The sequence below is a fragment of the Clostridium sp. OM05-6BH genome (assembly GCF_003481635.1).
In the GTDB taxonomy this organism is placed as follows: Bacteria; Bacillota; Clostridia; order Lachnospirales; family Lachnospiraceae; genus Butyribacter.
Genome location: NZ_QULH01000018.1, coordinates 17,056 through 37,949, shown reverse-complemented (window position 1 = coordinate 37,949; position 20,894 = coordinate 17,056). Strand labels below are relative to the sequence as shown.

At 42.2% G+C, this 20,894-nt stretch carries 8 protein-coding genes and 1 pseudogene; 8 read left to right on the top strand and 1 reads right to left on the bottom strand.

Annotated features, from left to right (window positions below; genetic code table 11):
- Positions 1–1,370, bottom strand: a pseudogene (locus DXB73_RS12015) (leucine-rich repeat domain-containing protein); the annotation flags it as partial.
- Positions 1,371–2,090: 720 nt separating this feature from the next.
- Here DXB73_RS12015 and DXB73_RS14590 point away from each other — a divergent pair.
- From DXB73_RS14590 to DXB73_RS11980, 8 genes are all read left to right on the top strand, one after another.
- On the top strand, positions 2,091–2,240 hold the full coding sequence (locus DXB73_RS14590; RefSeq protein WP_182448328.1) for a hypothetical protein: 150 nt from the start codon (positions 2,091–2,093) through the stop codon (positions 2,238–2,240).
- Positions 2,241–2,438, top strand: coding sequence for a hypothetical protein (locus DXB73_RS12010; RefSeq protein WP_118691300.1), 198 nt, complete (start codon positions 2,241–2,243; stop codon positions 2,436–2,438). It abuts the gene before it with no gap.
- Between the two features lie 231 nt (positions 2,439–2,669).
- Positions 2,670–6,338, top strand: coding sequence for a leucine-rich repeat domain-containing protein (locus DXB73_RS14960; protein WP_118691299.1), 3,669 nt, complete (start codon positions 2,670–2,672; stop codon positions 6,336–6,338).
- 326 nt (positions 6,339–6,664) lie between these two features.
- Positions 6,665–13,279: an InlB B-repeat-containing protein gene (locus DXB73_RS12000; RefSeq protein WP_182448329.1), complete on the top strand. Its 6,615-nt coding sequence runs from the start codon at positions 6,665–6,667 to the stop codon at positions 13,277–13,279.
- Positions 13,280–13,578: 299 nt separating this feature from the next.
- Complete coding sequence (locus DXB73_RS11995; RefSeq protein WP_118691297.1) at positions 13,579–15,444, top strand: hypothetical protein; 1,866 nt, start codon at positions 13,579–13,581, stop codon at positions 15,442–15,444.
- Positions 15,445–15,544: 100 nt separating this feature from the next.
- Positions 15,545–17,047 carry a serine/threonine-protein kinase gene (locus DXB73_RS11990; protein ID WP_182448330.1) on the top strand — a complete coding sequence of 501 codons (1,503 nt, stop codon included), beginning with the start codon at positions 15,545–15,547 and terminating at the stop codon, positions 17,045–17,047.
- A gap of 38 nt (positions 17,048–17,085) precedes the next feature.
- Positions 17,086–18,513 carry a hypothetical protein gene (locus DXB73_RS11985; RefSeq protein ID WP_118691295.1) on the top strand — a complete coding sequence of 476 codons (1,428 nt, stop codon included), beginning with the start codon at positions 17,086–17,088 and terminating at the stop codon, positions 18,511–18,513.
- A gap of 189 nt (positions 18,514–18,702) precedes the next feature.
- Entirely contained in the window at positions 18,703–20,850 is a 2,148-nt protein-coding gene (locus DXB73_RS11980; RefSeq protein WP_243104116.1) for a SulP family inorganic anion transporter, read from the top strand.
- The last annotated feature ends 44 nt before the right edge of the window (positions 20,851–20,894 follow it).

Here is a 20,894-nt window from a genome sequence, read left to right as displayed (position 1 = left end):
CACTTCAAATCAGGGATGTTGCTAACATCCAATTCCGTTATCTCATTGCCTATAATTGAAATCGTTCTCAATGCCGGTAATCCTGCAAACGAAATCTTTCCTTTCAAGCCTCGCTGACACAAGTCAATTCCTACCAAATGACCGTTTTCCCAATAATAATCTTCACCATTCCAGTAATCATCAATCTGAGCTCCTAACGCTCTCTGCGCTGTAACGATTTTGTGAAGTGCAACACACTCGGGAACTATTTGTGCGGTTTCTTCATTGTACACAATTAACATTTCATAATCACAGTATACATCCTCTTTCGTCATTTTGCTACATTTCCTGATGTCTACATACAGAATGTCCGTACACGAACAAGACAAATACTCTAATTTAGTATTGCAAGTAACATCCAAAGTTGTCAATTTAGTTGAATCGCATCTCAAAAATTTTAATTCTATGTTTTTACTGACATCTAAACTTTGGATATTCGTATTATAACAGTTAAGTTTCTCCAATGCCACATTTTTACTGACATCCAAAGCATTAATGGAAGAATAAGCACATGACACTTCCCTTAGCATTACATTATTGGATAAATCAATGTTGCTAATATGTTCGCAGAAGTCAAATGATAACTTCTCCAATTTCTTATTACTACTCAAATTCAAACTTTCAATCTCCAAATTATTGCAGGAAAGATTTTGCAAATTTGCCAACTTGCTCACATCTAAATTCTTAATCTGAGTTTCGTCACACTCCAATTTCTTCAGCTCCGGGTTATGACTGACATCCAAATAGTTAATCGGAATACAGCTGCAATCCAATTCTTCTAACCCCGGGTTATGACTGACATCCAAATCAGATATCTCTGAACCGCTACAATCCAACTTCTGAAGTGCCACATTTTTTTCTATATTCAGTGTCGTTATCTGAGAATGTGATATCTTAAGCGCCTTTAACGCTTTGCAATCTGTTACTTCTATTGAAGTTAATCCATAACTTACACTACAATCAATAGTTTCTAATGCTGTTAAGTCATTAAAAGATATATCCCCTGTCAACTTATAGTCTATTGTTGTATCCGAGTTGGAAATCCATTTTATTTCTACCAGTCTTCCATCATTCCAAGTGTACTGATCGGTATCATCCAAATTTTCACTTACAGTCGCCCCTTTTGCTCTCTGATCTGCAATGATCATATTAATTGCTGCAACATCATTGGCATTCTTGACGTCAGTTGGCGCTTTCGTTGGTTCTGCATCCGCCACAGCCATAGTGGCATCCGCTGCATTTGCACATTTAAGGTTTCCAAAGCCACCCATTGTTATCAGTAAACAAAATCCCAATAACAATGATATTCGTTTCTTGTTTTGTCTGTTCATTTCATTTCCTCCTTCATTTTACGGGCAGTGTACATGCACATGCCAATTTTCTGTGTTTTACCTTGTGCCCCTCTTTTGTACATGGTTATTTTCATACAAAGAAACAATATTCCATTGCGTTGTTTCATTTGAAAGTATATCACAGGGTATGTATAACTTTTTTCCGTATTTTTACAATAATAATTTTCTTCAAAAACTTGTATATACTGAAATAATCGAAACAAAACAAGTAACTATCATTTATCATTTTATTTTTTTGTATATTCCCCACAAAAATCAGAGCAAAACTTTGGCGATTTTGTTGGGAAAATTTTTGTTTCGTATATCGCAAATGTGTTCTACGAGGATGGAATCGCTGCACAAAATAAAATTGTATAGGTAATTACATGGTGATGTGCAAGAAGTGTTAAATGCACGTTACTCTAGTGCGTCTGCAAGATATTGGTTATGAAAAACAACAATATTATTCATTTGTATAAATTTTATCAAAAATATTTCACAAAATTTTCTGATAAAAATTGTGCATAATATACAATTTTGCAAGGGCGGTCAATAGATTAACAGATTTCTATAATGACTAAAACATAGAAAAATCAAACAATATCGATGGTTTGGCTCAACATAAAAGAAATGAAAAAAACGGAGAAATATTTGAACTGGGATAGTGTATGCTTGAGGCGAGGAAGATGAAATAGCTGTATGAAGGAGGAGCTAGATACCATGGGAAAAAGTAAACTTATTAAAATTGCAGCATTGTTGTTAGTAATGACATTGGCAATTCTTGCTTTGATTCCAGAACAAGATGCTGATAATAAGTTATCCGGAAAAGAGAAAACACAACAGATATTAATGGAAGATGTAGGGAAATAGATGTTAGGGAGAAAGGAAGATGTAAAAGAAAGCTGGGAAAAATATATTAAGTTGAAAAGCGAGCACAAGAACAGTTTGAAGATTGTGGCGGTGATATTTGAGAAAGCTAAGGTGCAGGTAAACGTTGAAAAAAGTCATGAATATTACATGTTATTTGTAAATAATAAAAAGCTTAAAAGGGTGACATTAGGGGCATAAATTGGGCGGATTGGGGAAAATGCATTTAAAGGAACAGCTAAGAAACTGGTCATTAAGGTGCCGAAGAACAAATATAAGGCATACAAAAAGTTTCTGAAGAAAAAAAGGAAACAGAAAGGTGGTGATAAGAAAATGATAAGTTGACGCTATATTACAGTATATTTCAAATGAAAGAACATGTTAATTGGTTCAATGGAATTTGACCACCGCTGAGATGATAGGAGGAAAGTTATGACAAAAGGGAGACGAAGAAAAATAGCATTGCTATTGGTTTTTGCATTAGCATGTACATTATGTGATTTCAATAATATTGGAATAAAAAGTGCTTTTGCATCAGAGGAGACGGCATCGGATACAACCAGCTCTGTGCAGACGATAAAATTGAAAAGTTCCGAATGGTCTTATGGTGCTGACGGTGACTGTCGTTTGGAATTAGGTAATAAATGGTGTAATCCATCACATGAATTTTCGGACAGATTAAAACAATGGAGTTTCACGGGAATTGACATTTCGTTTTATGCTCGACGTGTCGATCTGTCGCTAGAGACGATAGAGGATAGCGAGGCAGAGGCACAACTAAATTTTGATAGTGATAATGAGGATATTTACAATTTTACGGATGGTGGAGTTGCTACGACTACAGCCAAATTAACAAAAGATGCATACTACACTGTTAGTTATAGAGGGGATACCTTAATTCAATTTGCAAATTATATGGCAGTTCGAATTCCTGCCCTAGATAAAGAATCTTATCTTCAATTTCAGGATGTGCAAGTTACTTTATACGGTGCAGTTCAAACGTCATACACGCCGGCACCGACAGAAACACCGGACCCAACTGTTCATGGAACACCTAATTACAGTGCGACTCAGCAGACCCGAGGTACAGATGATGATTTTCGTGTCGGATTAACTTATGTTTCAGCCGATTGGAAAGAGAACAATTTTACTGATTTTGACACAGATCAGGTAATGCAGGTAAAGGGCGAAGGGGAGTACTCGGCTAGTTACACTATAGCAACAAATTCTGACATAGGATTATTGTGGCTGGATACCAATTTATATAAAGGTAGTAGAATGGAAGTGGATGTCACAGGTGTGACGATCATGACTCCTGATGGAGCATATCAAAAGCTGTATACGCTTGACAATGAAAAACTGAGACAGCCGGGAAGCTTGTGGGGATATCGAAATACATATGCCAAGGAAAATTATGCAGCAACAATTAAGAATGAGAATTTAAGATATGAATACTATATCAGTGAAGAGTATGATAATTATCGTAAAAAATATGTTGACTATAATTTCAATGCATTGGATGGAGTGAATTTGCTTTCGGAAAGCAAGATTACAGTTCAAGAGGGGGCAATAATAACAGTTAACTATACCGTGAAACAACGTGACGATTATGAGGAATCGACAGGAGCGCCCACCTCAGAGCCGACGAGTACACCAATGGTTTCGCCAGGTGTAAATCCGACGAGTAATCCGTCTGCAAGTACAGATCCTACGGAAAAACCTGTTGTTCATGGCACACCTAATTATAGTTCAACGCCTCAGATTAGGGGAACGGATGATGATTTTAGAGTTGGAATCTCATATGCGTCAGATAATTGGCATGAGGACTATTTTGCAAATATTACTACCTCGCATGCGATGCAGGTTACAGGTGAAGGAAATTATGAAATTTCATACACAACAGCGGACGATGATGGAATGCAGATGCTTTGGCTGGATACTAATTTGTATAAGGGTAGCAATATGAAAGTGGATGTTACCGGTGTATCGGTTACTTCTGCTGATGGAACTAAGACGGATACATATAACATTAGCAATGGGAAAATGATCAAGCCAGGCAGCATGTGGGGATATCGGGATTCTGATGACATAAAGAATTATGCAGCAACAATATTAAATCCATATTTGAAGTATTATTTCTACATAAATAGTTCGGCTGATAATTATAGAGATGAATATAAAAAATATGGATTTGATTCAGATGATTCCATCAATATGTTTGCTAATGACGTAAAAACATTAGGAACAGGCTCGACGATTACTGTGTCATTTCAGGTAAAGAATGTGAAGGAAGCAACAACGGAGCCAAGTGCGGAACCACTGCCAACACCGGTCATAAAGCCGAGTGCAGAACCAACGGCAGAGCCGACAACAGAGCCATGCGACCCAACGCTGCCACCGACATTTGTTCCATCATCAGAGCCTGCGAATACTCCGGAAGTGTCAGCAACACCGATTGCAACGCAACAGCCAAAAGATTACATTGATAATGAGCTTTGGGCACGGAAAGGTATTCATGCATATATTGCGTATCAGATGAATGGAACATGGGACTATCGAAATACATATAGAACCAGTAAGACGGATTCTAATTATAACTATATAAAGGCAGGTGGAGAAGAGGTCAATGCGGCGGATGTACAGGTTCGTGATGTATTTCTTAATCGAGACGGACAATATACGATTGCATTAAAAGGCGTTGACCTCTCTGCTTCGAAAGCATTTAATATTCTCGGTATAGCGACAGACATTTCGGCGAAAACCGAAAATAACCGTAATGGAATATATTCGGATGTGAAAGTGACGGATGCATCAATAAAGATTGACGGAAAAGAAATTGCATCAGGAATGAATCTGCCTCAAAAAGAAAATGAAAACTTTTACTGTTTCATTTTAAAAAATTGTTTTGGCATTGAAAATAGTGGTCCGTTGTATGTTGAATCCAAAGATGAGATACTTCCGACTCCGGAAGACAGCATTGAGATTACTTTTACCATCTCAGGTCTAAAAGTAGCATTAACTGATTTGCGAAATGGTACATATAAAGACCCGATGACGGGTGAATATATACAGAATGCCGATATTACGCAGGCTGATATTGATGCTTCGGTGGATAATTCTGTGGCTGTGCCGTCTATGATGCCGACAGCAACGCCGACCGTGGCACCGACGGTTGTGCCAACAATAATTCCGACAGCAGTACCGGCACCAACAGTAGCACCAAGTACAGAGCCAACAACTGTACCAAGTACGGCACCGACACCGACAGCAATGCCGGCACCGACAACAGCACCAAGTGTCGAACCAACTTTGGTGCCAAGTACAGAACCAACAGTAGCACCAAGTACAGAGCCAACAACTGTACCAAGTACGACACCAACGACAGGGCCAACATTAGTGCCAAGTGCAGAGCCAACAGCAGTACCGGCACCAACAGTAGCGCCAAGTGCAACACCGACGATAGTCCCGTCAATAACGCCACCAACGATGGTGCCGCTCCCAAGTGCTGAACCAACGGTAACGCCGGGAGATGAGCCAACAATAGCTCCGACCGAAGAGCCAATAATAGATCCAACGGAAGAGCCGACAGTAACGCCTAGTGATAAGCCGGATGTTACACCGACTCCGGTACCTGCTAAGACACCGGCTCCAGTGAAAAAACCGGCGGCTAAAGGAACAACTTTGAAAAATAAGCAGGGAGCTTACAAAGTGATTTCTTCTAATGCTAAGAAACCAAAGGTGGCGTATAGTAATGTAACAAAAAGTAAAAAGGTAAATGTACCGAAGAAAGTAAAAATTGCCGGAATTACTTATACAGTTACTTCTATCGCGCCAAAAGCATTTGCAAACAATAAGAAATTACAAAAGGTAGCAATTGATAGCAATATTACAAGCATAGGTAAAAATGCATTCCGAGGATGCAAGAATCTTAAGACCATTGTTATCAAGTCGACCAAGTTAACAAGCAGTTCCATTGGAAGCAATGCCTTTAAGGGAACACATAAGAAATTAGTCATTAAAGTGCCGAAGAAGATGCTGAAAAAATACAAGAAATTCTTAAAGAAAAAGGGAAATAAGAATGTAAAAGTAGTTAAGGCATGATGACGAAAATATTAGAAAATAGTATATAAACATAGGGCTGCCACTTTAACAATATAAGTTGAGGTGCAGCCCTGTTTTTCTATTCTGTCTGTTTCTGTGTCCTTCATCCCCTATACTTTTCACACCCTATTTTGACCATTCACGCCACGTGGGCACCCCCTCCCTCCAAAGATGATATAATTTCTACATGGGGAAATCAACTTTCCAGCCGGTAAATATTATAGGATATTATAGGAATGCGGTGTGGCAGGTTGAAGAAAGTATAGTAATGTATGAGGTTTTGTTTTGCAACAGACAATGGAAACAATAGAAGAAGGAGGGAACCTATGAATTTACACAAGGTTATGAAGCGTGTGATCTGCTGTGTGCTGACGTTGGGAATGGTCTTTTCGTCAACATCCTTTGAGGGAATCACGATCAAGGCAGCATCAGTAGACTCACAGTCTGTGGTAAGGGAAGGAGAATACACGACAGGTGTTTTTTCAGGATGCTATGGTATTGATCAGTTGTTTGACTATATCATGAGTACCGGTAGACTGAATGCACTGCCATATGATGCATCGTGGGGCAGTGCTAATGATTCCGAGGGTCAGCAGCTGACAACGGAAATTATGAAGGAACGTTATTTTGTTCTCAAGTATTCCGGTGACGAGGATTATCCGATCGCACTGTGTTTGTACGATGAGAATGGTACACCGGTCGTTGTAGATCAATCGGATCGCTTGCTCGAGGGATCTCGTATCGGACTTGAGAAAAATGTCACACTGACAGCCACTGCTAAGAAGTATATGAAGGAAACGTATGCCGATGGTGTGGAAGGTGTTATGGCACTTTGCAAGGTCGGAAAAGCAGATTCTAACGGAATGTATTTTATAAGTAAAAATAAATTTGGTTATTACTTGAGCGGCAATCAGGGGCGTGGTATTGGAGAGAAGATTGTATGGGAATCGACTGCGAAGAAGGCAACCGTGAAAGAGCTTGCTGCAATGACGGATTATTCGTCACACCAGTTGACTGCCGGTGAGTTTGCAGTCATGTTTCAGGCAAATGGTGAAGCGGTTACGGATATGCCGGAAGATCAGGTCAAACAGGGAGGACAGCCGTTGACGTTGTCTTCAAAAGTGCCGAAGAGAAGTGGATATACTTTTACCGGATGGAATACACGGGCAGACGGAAGCGGCACCTCGTATGCAGCCGGCGGCACGTATACTTCCAATCGAACTGCGACCATGTATGCAACGTGGGATCGCCATTATGAGTCTGGTCTGTTTAAGGTAAAGTTAAGCAGCAATCAGTTTTTTGATAATGTAACGTCAGCAAATAAGATCAATGGTTATCCATATGATGCTTCTTGGGGAACGGCCAACGCCTCAAGGGGACATCAGTATTCGGAGAAGCAGGTAAAGGATCGTTATTTTATATTCCGTTATAGCGGAGATGACAGATATCCGTTTGCACTGTTTATGTATGAGAAAAATGATAAGCCGGTTGTTGCCGGCACGTCTAAGAATCTGCCGGACAAATCTTTAGTCGGTACAGCGGATAATGTATGCTCGACCGCTAAGGGCAAAAAATATATGAATAGAGTATATGAAGATGGTATTAAGGGCTTGCTGTGCATGGGTAAAGTTACGAAATATGATGAGAATGGAATCCAGTTTGTAAGCTCGAATGGATTTGGCTATTATATGTCTTGCAACAGAGGATATAAAAAGGGCGACTACATTGCTTGGGAGAAGCCGGTAACAAACGGTATCACGCCGGAGGTTATGGATGCGGTCGATACGTTTTCGGATAAAGCAATGGCAGATGGCGAGTATGCATTGAATTACAATGTGAACACTACGGATAAGGTGATCGAATCGCCGAATACGCAGTGTAAAGAGGATACTTATAATTCGGTGCTTACGGTGGAAGAGCCGAAGAGAACAGGATATGAGTTCATAGGTTGGAATACCAAGAAGGACGGTACCGGTGATATGTATGAGGCCGGTTCCCGTTATGAGGGTGAAAAGACCTTAACGATGTATGCTACTTGGGAAAAGAAAAAGAAGACCCCGCTTTCTGTGGAGGAAAATGGAGAACCTATATCAAAAATTTATAGACTTTCCAATCGGACGGCGATTGCCAAAGCAGTAAAAAATGCAGATGATGCGGATACCTTTTACAATGAGCTGAATCAGGCTACGATGGTACGTCATTTGGATATTAAGGGCGGTGCATCGGAAGATGATGTATTTACGGCGGTATCTTCAAAGGAAGATATCTTAGATTGTTCGGTAGAGGGGACGAAGGTTACGCTGATCGGCAAAAATGAAGGTTTTTCCTATGTGACGATCACGGATGAGACCACAGAACAGATTTACCGTCTGAGTGTTTATGTGACAACCTTAAAGGATGCGCTTTATATTATCAGACCTGTCACGGCTGACAGCTACAAGTCCTATTTGGCGGACAATGACAAAGCAAGCTATGCAGCAAAGGCAGAGGTTAAGAAGAACGTTAAATGGACACAGATGAATACTTCCAATCAAACGGTGAAACAGTTATCCAACGGAGATGCTGTGGTATGGAAGCTTGGAACAAGTTATCGTGATGTCGGAGTAACTTGTGGCGTGTGCAAGTCCGAAGTACCGTTAGAGGATTTGAAGAGTGGTGAGAGTGATGGCTCTTATCCGATCAATATATATCCGGTATCGTCCACTTACAAACAAAATGTGACGTTAAAAGGATATGGACATGATGATGAGGATATTGATATTACAGTTCGATCCTTTATCGTGGATCTGGATGGAAACGTGATCGCTTCCGCCAACAAAACAGAAGCGAAGAAATTGTCCAGGAGTTCAGAGACGATCACATTAGAGTATGAGGATGTGCAGGAACTGAAGGACGCCGATGTGTTAGTGGAGGTCACGGCAAAGGATGATGCCTATGCGGCACAGCTTGTGCGTTATCCATTGTATCGAGACGGATATCAGGAAAATACCGGAACGTCCATATGGCTGCAGCCTTGCTATGGAACGAATGACTGCGTATTAACATCCCGAGATCAAAATTATGAGTTTGTTCGCAATCTTACGCTTTATAAAGGATATGATAAGAAAGTGATCGTATACTCTCAGGTTTCACAGAAACATACGGTTTCCATGTTTATTAATGACAAGGAGATCCCTAGCGTTTCTGAGAGCGTGGCATCCGTCGATGGTATGAAATATGAGTGGAAGCAAACAGAATTTGCGATCAACACCAAAAACGCAGCAGTAGGTAAGTTTACGCCGCAGTATCAGATCAAAGCAGCGAGTGGAGAGGTGCTTGCAGATCAGCCGGCAGACTATACCGTATGTAATATTTCAGAGATTGGTAAGCCGGCGAAGCCGACAGAGGTAAACTTCTGTGGAACGATCGAGACGCCGCAGATATCAGCCGGAGAGGTCATTAACCGTAAGTTATCCTTTAATATTCCGAAGGTATTGCCAATGAAGATCGCATACCAGGATACCGACAATCCGCTGAAGAAAACCTTTATGGTTGCCATTGGTACAGCGGGACTCGATGAAAATAATGTTGTATCGGTAGTGACAGAGACAATCAATGATCTGCGTGACAATAAAGTGTCCAAGACGCTGTCCGGATATGCATTTGGTACGGCAGACTATATTGATGGCAAATGGATCTTGACCTATACCGGTGGTGGTATTGCCGGAACACTGGGTTATGAATTTGGTTTTAATAACAATACGATGGTTGGCATCATCCCGATCTATTATGGAATCAAAGTGGGATGCACTGTCAGTGTCGATGCGCTGCTCAGTGGCCAGAATCCATATCATGATAAGTTCGTTGGCATGAATTTCCAGACGAATAATCTGACGGTTACCAGTGAATATAATTTTGTATCAGACATTCTCGTAGGTGTAGAGGGTTATGTATGTGCCAGTGGAGGAATTGGTTTTGATGGTAAGATTGTAAAGATCAAGTTTGGTCCGGTTGGACGGTTGTCTATCGGATATGACAATCGTATCGTTACATTCAGTGATCTTAAGAAGACCAAAGCCTATTATGGTGGCTGTTTGAATTTTACCGGAAGCATCTCCTTAGATTTTGAGTACAAAGGATTATTTGTTCGGTATCACAAACAAATATGCGGAACCGGCTTCAGTAAGGTACGAACGTATCAGGATTGGGACAAATTCCCGGCAGGGCGACCAAATCCGTTGGACTTTGCAAATATGAGTAATGAGACTACCGGTAAGGTGGTACGGTATTCTTCGAAGAAGAAGGGCGCAGATTGGACACAGTATATCAATCCGGATGTGCCGCCGGTGCTTGCAGCCAATGGCAACAGTATGGCACTCACCTATTCAGATACGCTTGAGGATCTTGCAAGTATCAATCCTGCGGTTAGCACAAAAGAAAGCGGAGAATGGACGAAACCGGAAGTACTTACTTCATGGAGAACAGAAGGCAAATCGGAAACGGTTAATTCAGTAGATTATGCTTCTGATGGCAGCTTAAAGGTATTAGCCTTTGATTCTGCCGTGTATGATTCTGACATTGATTCGGATGGAAATGTTGACAGCAAAGAATTAAACACTGTGTTTAACTCCTCCGAGATCCATGTATATGTTAATGGAAAGCATACGACGCTTACTGCAAATAATGTGGCCGATATGGCACCGGAAGTAGCAGTAAACAACGGAAAAGCAATTGTAGTATGGCAGAGTGACACCTATAATCTTGCGGATACGGATGCAGAAACACTTCAAAAAGATATGATGGGAGAAAAGAAGATCTGTTATAGTTACTATGATGGAACAGATTGGAGTACACCGGCTTATTTGGAACGTGGCGAGATTAAGGGAGCCCAGGCGTATGATGTAGCACTGTCTGACGATGGTACGGCGATGGTATTGGCAACCATGGGCAGCAGTGAAGAGGTGCAGGAGAGAGAGCTTTATTCATATATTGTGAAGGATGGAGCCCAGAAGAGTGTAAACCGAATCACCTGTAATGATGCGGGAGAGACGCAGCCACGTGTGAAATATGTAACGAACGACGGTGGAATGTTCTTAGCAGCATGGAAGCAGTCGGAATACAAAAAAGGTGAACTTACAGATTCGTATTTGGCATTACAGGGTTATCAAAAAGACGGCAGTGCTAATGCAGTTTCTATGAAAGACTCCGGAGAAGTTACGGAGAATTTTGATTTTGCCAAAGGTGGAGATACGATCAGTGACACTGCTGTGTATTGGCAGTCGGCAGGTGATGACTCTAAGATGCATACGTATGTGAAATACTTGAATGCAAAGACGGGTACGCTGTCGATGCAGTATGAGATTACCGGTACGGCGTCTGCTAATGAGATGTTGGTAGGAGGCAGTGTGGTAGTAGACGGTGACCGTTTTACAACAGTTTCATGTGCGCAGACATCAACACAGTCTGAGACGACGAAAGATACCGATCTGACGCAGACAAAGGACGAGGAGCAGCCGGCAAGACTGATCACCGGTACGAAGACCATTCAGAATGAGTTATCAGAGGTATCGGCAGATACTTTTGGACAGAACGTGGAGCAGAATAGTACGATCAATGTGACACTGTCCTTTGCGAATGCCGGACGGAAGGCTATGGATTCTGTCACAGTGAAACAGTCAGGTACAACGGTTGCGGATGCGCTTCCAATTCATTTGGAGAGTGGAGAGCGTGGTCAGGTGAGCTTTAGTTACACACTTGGCAATACCTTGCAAAATGAGACTTTTGAGGTTGCAGCAGACAATGGAGCAACTGCGAAGGCACAGTTAACACTGCTTGGTACGGATATGGTACTTGGTAATCCGGAAGTGGTAGAGAATCTGCAAGGTGGAGAGCGTATTGTACAGGTCGTTATCAGCAATGCCGGTACAAAGGCGTTGACAGAGGATGATACGATCCGTGTTGCCTTGACATCGGTCGATAAGAAAGCAGTGACTGTGAAGCCGACAACTGCCGGTGCATCATTTGATGAGGATAAGAAGTTGATCGTTATTAGTGGTAAAGATGCTATGGAAGCGATCAACCGTGGTGAATATGTGTTACAGTTTAACTACACACCGAAATTTACCAGTGAAGCCAAGAATGTATCAATATCGTTGCAGGCAACAGCATACAATGGCAGTGCTGCAGCAGAGGAACTGAATCTGATCGATAATACGGCAGCCTTTAGTATTGTAAAACCTTCGAAGCAGTATGACAGACCATTGACGTTTACTTCAGTCATTGAAGATGGAAAGCTTAAAGCATTGGATGTATATAATCGTTACGAGAAGAAGGTTGCAAGAACCATTATCGTATCCAATGGTATCGAGACGAAGAAGATCGATGTCAAGTTGGGAGCAGAGGAGGGCAAGACGTATGATGTTGGAATGGATGCAACGCCTGATGTTTCCTATGAGATGGAAGGCGATGATCCGGTTGTCATTCCGACACCGGAGCCGGAAGATGATCCAAATGTGACCCCATCTCCTAGTGGCGAGCCGACACAGAATCCGGTTGCAACTGTTAAGCCGACGAAGAGACCGGTGCCAACACAGACTGTCAAACCAACACATACGCCGCTGGTGAGACCGACTATAAAACCAAGTGATAAGCCGAAAAAGGCGGCACCAAAGATTGTCGTTGGCAAAGCGAGATTCTTGTCGGTTAAGAACAAGGCTTCCAAGAAGTTAGTCATTTCCATGAAAGTAGTTGCCAGAGCGAATGGATACTGCGTGCAGTATAGCACGAACAAAAAGTTCAAAAAGGCTAAAACGAAACTGACGAAGAAGAGAAAACTGACGATCAAGAAGCTGAAGAAAAAGAAGACCTATTATATTCGTGTACGCGCTTACCGATTAGATGGAAAGGGAAAGAAGATATTTGGTCCATACAGTAAAACGAAGAAGATAAAGATCAAGAAATAAGAGAGTTATCTTGTTTGTCCTGTGTTCCGCACAGGAACAATGATCCTGTGCGGACAATACTTATAAACCCTCTTTCTAAAAAGCATAGTCAATTCGAGAGATTGAAAAGACTATGCTTTTTTGTTTTAATAGGAAATTGCTGTTGTGTAGTGTGATAAAAGCAAAGCGTTTTCTTTGCTTTTTTGCTTCTTGTATCGGCTGGCGATTATCGGTATAATAAAAGAAGTTTAATCTGAACGGATGGAAATATCCTGTAGATTTTTATGGTGAATGAGTAGAATTATGGTAAGGGGAGCATTATGAAAATAAGACAAAGGCGAATTGCGTGTATTGTGGTACTGGCATTATTGTGTTCGATGCCAGGTTTTTCAAATAACATGATCCAAAAAGCGGTTGCTGAGGAAAAAGAGACAGTGTGTGGTACGCCAAATTATGAAGCGCCACAGCAGTTCCAGGGGAAAGATGATGACTTTCGTGTAGGGATCAGTTATGTGTCAGAGAATTGGGATGAGGTGATCTTTGCAGATTTTACAACTACAGATGTGATGCAGATCACCAAAGAGGGAGATTATACCATTTCTTACACGACAGCATTGGATGATGGAATGAAGATGATCTGGCTGGATACCAATCTGTATATGGGAAGCAAGATGAAAGTAGACGTTACCGGTATGACGATCACATCTGCGGACGGTACACAGAAGAACGAGTATTCTCTTTCTAATGGAAAACTGTTGTACCCGGGAAGTTTATGGGGATATCGTGATGCGAATGAAGGAAAAAATTACGCGGCAACGATTCTAAATCCGTATTTGGAATATCATTATTATGTTGCTCATTATTGCAACAAATATCATTATTATGTTGCTGATTATTGCAACAATTATGGTTTTAATGAATGGGATATGATCGATCTGTTCAGTGAAAAGATACTGACGTTAGGCGCCGGCTCTGTCATCGAGGTGGCGTTTACGGTATCTGATGCTTCAAAGAATACCAATACGAATGGGAATGGGAATGCGAATGGAAACGGTAATGCGAATGGGAACGTGAATGTGAAGCCAACGGCAATGCCGGCACCGTATATCGATCACGAGCTTTGGGCGCAGAAAGGCATACACGCCTATGTATCCTACCAGATGGATTCGACTTGGGATTATCGCGATAGTTTTAACCAAAACACCGACCTATCCAGTTATTCATATATTCGAGCAAATGGTAAGGAAGTGGATGCGGCAACGACAACCGTGAAAGATGTGTTTATTAACCGGGATGGTGAGTATACGGTTGGCATTAGTGGAATTAATTTAAGAGCGTCTAAAAAGTATAATATACTGCAGATCGCAACGGATCTGTCTGTGAAGACAGAGAAAAATGGGACAGGAATCTATTCCGGAGTTAACATTTCTAATGTCTCTCTGAAAGTAGATGGTGTGACAGTAGAACAAGGACTTACTCCTGTTTTATTGGAAAACGAGGACGTTGCCTGTTATGCATTGACATGTCGCTGGGAATCTTGCGGACCGTTATATGCGGCTGCCGGATATGGCAAGATTGCGGTACCGATGGACAGCATAGAGATCACGTTTACGATCACCGGTCTCAAGGCGGCGCTCAATGATCTAAAAAACGGAACATATCGGGATCCGATGACGGGTAAAAAGGTAGCAAATGATACGATCACGCAAGAGGACATTGATGCTTCAACGGGGATAATTCCGATTGCAACGGTCAAACCAACGGTCAGACCAACGATCAAACCAACGATCAAACCAACCGTGAAACCACGTGCGACAGCGAAATCAAAACCAAAGAAAAATGCAGTATCCAAAAAGATGACGGCATCCAGACAAAAGGCTGCCAATAATATGATACGTCCAAAGATCAAAGCAGGTGCAGGACGGGTCGGCGTGATCCGTTATATTTCGCTGCGATTGTGTAAATACAAGGGCACAAATGTTATAATTTATTACCGCATGAAAAAAAGAGGTTGGAAGAGACTGCCGTTAACATCCAGTTCGATCCGAAAAAATCGCCGTCGTTTTCGTATACGCTGCAGCAGCCGCAGACAAACATATTATTTTCGGGTGAAGACCTATCGAAAAGTGCGAGGAAAAAAAGTAAAAAGTGTGTATTCTAATGTTGCGAAAGTGTCGATACGATGAAGAATGAAAAAAACGGAAAAAAATTAATGTATATTAAGTTTGTGATATACTATTCTTAAATGTGTAAGCATAAGTAATGAACAACAAGGATGGACTGCGTATGACGACAGAACGAATGACATACTGCATGGGGTGCATGAAAGCCTTTCCCAAGGGAAAAGACAAAAGATCAACTTGTCCACTGTGTGGGTTTTCTCTGGAAAGTTATGATAGAGCACCACGTTGCATTCGTCTGGGGAGTATATTAAAAGAACGATATTTGATAGGCAGAGTTCTCGGTGAGGGGAGCTTTGGCATTACATATATTGGCAGGGATATGCTTCTCGACCAGATTGTAGCGATTAAAGAATATTTTCCGATCAATCATGTAAGCAGAGATATGTTGGAAGAGGAAAGTGATGCGGGGAACACGGTATATGTGTATGCCGGGGACGAGGAAGAAAGTTACAAGAATGGTCTGGAAAAATTTTATAATGAGGCAAAGATTTTAGCAAAGTTTCACGGCATCGCCGGCGTGGTTTCTGTTATTAATTTCTTTTATGCGAATGGAACAGCTTATTTGGTTATGGAATATGTAGACGGGATCACGCTAAAAGAATATATCAAAGAGCATGGTCCGATTGCCGGAGAGCGTGTACTCCAAATGATACATCCGGTGATCAAAGCATTATCTGCGATCCATAAGACAGGGATCATTCATAGAGATATCAGCCCGGATAATATATTAGTCAATCAAAAGGAAGAGTTAGTCTTAATTGATTTTGGGTCAGCCAGAGCAGAACGTCAGACTATGACACAGAGCATGACGGTGTTATTTAAGCGCGGATATACGCCGGAGGAGCAGTATCGCGGCAGAGGTAATTGGGGAGCTTGGTCTGACGTGTATTCTTTGTGTGCGACAATGTATTTTATGTTGACGGGGATCGTGCCAAACGAGTCGATTGAGCGAATGATCCATGATGACATCAAGCTGTTGCGGGATATGCCACATATTCGGTTGTCTGCGACAGAAGAGGATGCGATCATGCGAGGCATGGCGGTCAAAGCAAATCGCAGATTTCAAAGCATGGAATCATTAGAAGCGGCACTGTATGAATCGAGAGGCTGGGTGCAGCGAGTGGTATTGTATTTTCAGCACAAGAGCAAACGCGTACTGTTGGCAGGGGGCGCAGTGGTGTTGGCAGGAGTGTTAGCTGTCTGTGCGCTTTTGACAACGGGCGGCAAATTGTCAGCCATTGGATCACCTGTGGCGTCAGGAAGACCAGGCATGACAGAATCAAAGACTGCTTCCGGACAGGCAATCAGTACCGATCATGCGGATGAGACGAATGCGAAAGCTTCCGCAGGGGCACAGAAGAACGATCCCGCAACATCGACAGTGGGGGAACCGAGGCAGACAGCGGATGCAAAGCAGACAGTGACGCCAAAGAAAACGGCAAAGCCAAAGCGCACCACGAAACCAAAAAAGTCAGCGAAACCGAAGCGGACTGTTAAGCCAAAAAGCACTGCTAGATCCAAGGAAACAGTATCTCCACAGAGAACTGTAACAGCGACGAAGAAACCTTCCAAATCTAAGAAAAAGTTTGTTGGTGTCATTCCTTAATGAATAAAGACAGTAAGAAGAAATGGAGAACGTACGGCATGAATACAACAAGACGCGATGAATCAAAAAAGAAATTTTATGCGGAAGTAAAAGATATCCTGAAGAAAAAGCACCGGGAGAGTAGCTGGTATATGATGGAACTCATGGGTGTGGAGGGGAAGGAAGAAGCAGACCGTAAAAAGGCATTCCGCATTATGATGAATAAGCTGACCGAACCATATCCGGCTTCCAGACCAACAATGCGCCGGTGGTTTGGGATCAATGGCATGGCTACGCCAAATCGAGCTCAGGCATACATGATCAGCTTTTGTTTGGGATTTAGTGTGCAGCGGTTGAATCATTTTCTGCAGGAAGGAATTGGTCAGCCGGCGGCACAGTATAATGATTACAGAGAAGTTATCTTTTTATATTGTTTGGATCATCATTATTCTTATGAACAGGCACTTAAGATGATCGATGGCTATGAGAAATCGTTCCAAACGCAGACGCAATTAATACATACGCATAGTACGAATCAGCTCATGCAGGAGTTTGCCTATCATAAAAACAGCAGCAAAGAGGCATTCATGAAGTGGATGCGGGAAAACAGCCAATTTTTCAAGGGATATAGTCTGACAACTCTAGACTATCTGAATACTTACAAATATATGATAATAGACGTGATCAGAGAGGATGCAAAACGCAGCCTGGATAATCTGATCCGCGAGACAGATTTTGCAACATGGATCAGGATGAAATGTTCTGCGGAATCTGAAAAGGAGTATCAGTTGATCGAGAAATATATCGCCGGAGCCAGACGCAAGAAAAAAGATGTAAATAATGATGTATTGGAAATGCTTCACGAATTGAATCATATGGTCAATTCTAAGAAGGCGTATAATTCTACGATCATTGAACTGTTTTCAAATGAGGTAAAGCAATCACCCCTGCCGGAATTAACGTCCAAACATTTGTCGGATATGCTAAATACTCCTTTACAGAAAGAGCGGGAAATACGCACCAATATTGCGCTGAATGTACTTTCCGGTATGGAGTCAAAGGAGGCTTGCCCGGAATGGATCGGTCGATTTATTGCAGATTACACGAAGGATAGTTATTATGCGGAGACGGTCTTGGAGGCTAAGGTCTGGGTCGAGAAATTCAGCAAAGAACATCATCGAAGATGCCAGCTCATTCAGCGCGAGGATTTTCTGCCGATGATACTGTATGTTGCACAAAAGCAATATCAAAGTTCGATCGAGCAAAAAGAGAGCAGATATGAGCAGGGAGAAGCTCTAGATGTTTTTCGTGACATGGTCAACAGTACATTTGCAGCATGTGGTATGCGTAAATGGAACCCAATGTATGAGTTGGATGCATTGCTGGCGGCCTGTTATCAGGAAGATGAGATGTTTTATTTTGGCGAATTATGTGATGCGGTAAATAAGGCGCAGGAACAGGTTTTGACGGCAGGTCATGTGATGTAGTAAATCCGTAGAAATAGATTTTGACGGCAGGTCATGCGATGTAGTAAATCCGTAGAAATAGATTTTGCCTGCAGATCGTCAAAAAATGTGGTAAAATGATAGACAAGTGAGCATGTCAGACAACGGATACCTTTTGCTGCTGCCTTGATGCGGTTGCTGGCAAAGACGTCTGAGATGGGAGGATTGTTTATGCGTTTATTTACTACATTACATAATTATAAAAAGAATTATTTGGCAAAGGATTTGATCGCGGGCGTTGTAATGGCGGCAGTGTCTATTCCAATCGCCATGGGATATGCGGAAGTATCGGGCCTTCCGGCCGTTTATGGGCTGTATGGTTCGGTACTTCCGATTCTTTTATTTGCCTGCTTTTCGACATCGCCACAGTTTATCTTTGGCGTGGATGCCGCACCGGCAGCAATTGTTGGCGCCAGTGTGAGCTCCCTTGGAATTGTATTTGGATCTGCGGAAGCGATCGATTATATTTCCATGATCGCCTTATGTACCGGATTGTGGTTGCTGCTGTTTTATGTATTGAAAGCCGGAAAGATGGTAGATTTTATATCGACACCGGTTATGGGTGGTTTTGTCAGCGGTATTGCCGTGACGATCATTTTGATGCAGATACCAAAGGTACTTGGTGATTCCTCCGGAACAGGGGAGCTTCCGGAACTATTGCACCATTTATGGAAAACTATGCATCACGTGAATGGGATGTCAGTAGTATTGGGGTGCGTTTCTTTGCTGATCATTGTAATAAGCCGTAAAATAGCGCCGAAGTTTCCGATGGTCGTTGTTGTGATGGTGGCGGGTGTGCTTTTGACGAAATATGCTTCCTTAGAGCAATATGGCGTGCGTATGCTTGCAGATGTAAAAAATGGTCTCCCGTCATTTCGTCTGCCGGATCCGGGCGGAGTAAACATGACGCAGGCCGTCGGAAGAGGACTTATCGTGGCAGTGGTGGTGATGGCAGAAACACTGCTTTCTGAAAATAACTTTGCTTTTCAAAATGGCTATAAGATCAAAGATAATCGTGAAATCTTGGCATGTGCTGTCGGAAATTTTGGTGCAGCCGTTGTTGGATGCTGTCCGGTCAACGGGAGCATTTCACGTACTTCCATGAATGACCAGTATGGCGGCAAAACGCAGTTGGTTTCGATCACAGCGAGTTTGACAATGGTGTGTGTGTTGCTGTTTGGTACCGGATTTATAGGGTATTTGCCGGTACCGGTGCTTACCGCTATCGTGATATCAGCCTTGATGAAAGTGGTGGAATTTGATCTGGCGGTGAGATTATTCCGCGTGAGTCGGATTGAATTTTATATTTATATGGCAGCTTTCTTTGGTGTACTGATGCTTGGAACAATTTACGGCGTTATCATTGGTATTATCTTATCTTTTGTAGAAGTCATTCTGCGTGAAACTGATCCTCCACGCTGCTTTTTGGGGATTATTCCGGGTCGGGATGGATTTTATGACCGCACCAAAAATCGTTTTGCGTATCCGATCGATCATGTTGTTATGTATCAGTTCAGTGAGAGTTTATTTTTTGCAAATGTCAAAATTTTTGTGGATGATATTGAGCAAAGTATTACGGATGACACAAAGGTGGTCATTGTCGATGCCGGAGCTGTCACAAATATTGATATTACAGCGGCGGATCGGTTGGAACAGCTTGCAGACAGTTTGCAGGGCAGAGGCATTGCATTTTATATGACAGAGCATCACGAGGGGATTAATGCTAAGTTGCGAAAGCTTGGTAAAGGGCAGATGATCCAAAAAGGATATGTGCGCAGAACAATTACGGCTGCTTTACATGATGCAGGTATTAGGGAGCCTTATCCGGTAACTTCAATGCCGGAGCAGAAACGACAGTTTATTATGAATATTCCGGCAGAAGCAGAAAATACTTTGGAAGAATTTGCGTGGGCATTTGGAGAAGATACGGTTAATGAGATTGAGCGGCGTGTGCATATTGTGTTGGAACATATCCATCAGATGCCGGATCTCGAGCAGTTGGCTGAGCAGGGAATCGAGGAGTTGATGGAAACATGGCATACGCTTGGTGCGATCGATGAGGATGAATTCCTGCGTCGTATGGAACTTCATATGGACGAATTACCGGAGCATATGACAGAAGAACATAACCGCAGAGTTGTACTGGAATTGATCGAAAAACGTCGTCGTCATATTGCCAGACAGCTGCAACAGGATAATCCTGAGATTTTAGAGAAATTGAAGGCTAGCCGTGTGAAGTTGGAAAAGCGTCTGGAAAAACAACAGCCGGAGGCCGCAAAACGGCTGCGCCGGCTGGAAGAAAAACTGCATCATAAATAAAACAATGGTTTAGAGACGGAACTGCGATCCAATCCTCGAGATGC

Coding starts and splice junctions, on each gene's coding strand:
- DXB73_RS14590 (WP_182448328.1), top strand. CDS start 2,091: ATGGGAAAAAGTAAACTTATTAAAATTGCAGCATTGTTGTTAGTAATG.
- DXB73_RS12010 (WP_118691300.1), top strand. CDS start 2,241: ATGTTAGGGAGAAAGGAAGATGTAAAAGAAAGCTGGGAAAAATATATT.
- DXB73_RS14960 (WP_118691299.1), top strand. CDS start 2,670: ATGACAAAAGGGAGACGAAGAAAAATAGCATTGCTATTGGTTTTTGCA.
- DXB73_RS12000 (WP_182448329.1), top strand. CDS start 6,665: ATGAATTTACACAAGGTTATGAAGCGTGTGATCTGCTGTGTGCTGACG.
- DXB73_RS11995 (WP_118691297.1), top strand. CDS start 13,579: ATGAAAATAAGACAAAGGCGAATTGCGTGTATTGTGGTACTGGCATTA.
- DXB73_RS11990 (WP_182448330.1), top strand. CDS start 15,545: ATGACGACAGAACGAATGACATACTGCATGGGGTGCATGAAAGCCTTT.
- DXB73_RS11985 (WP_118691295.1), top strand. CDS start 17,086: ATGAATACAACAAGACGCGATGAATCAAAAAAGAAATTTTATGCGGAA.
- DXB73_RS11980 (WP_243104116.1), top strand. CDS start 18,703: ATGCGTTTATTTACTACATTACATAATTATAAAAAGAATTATTTGGCA.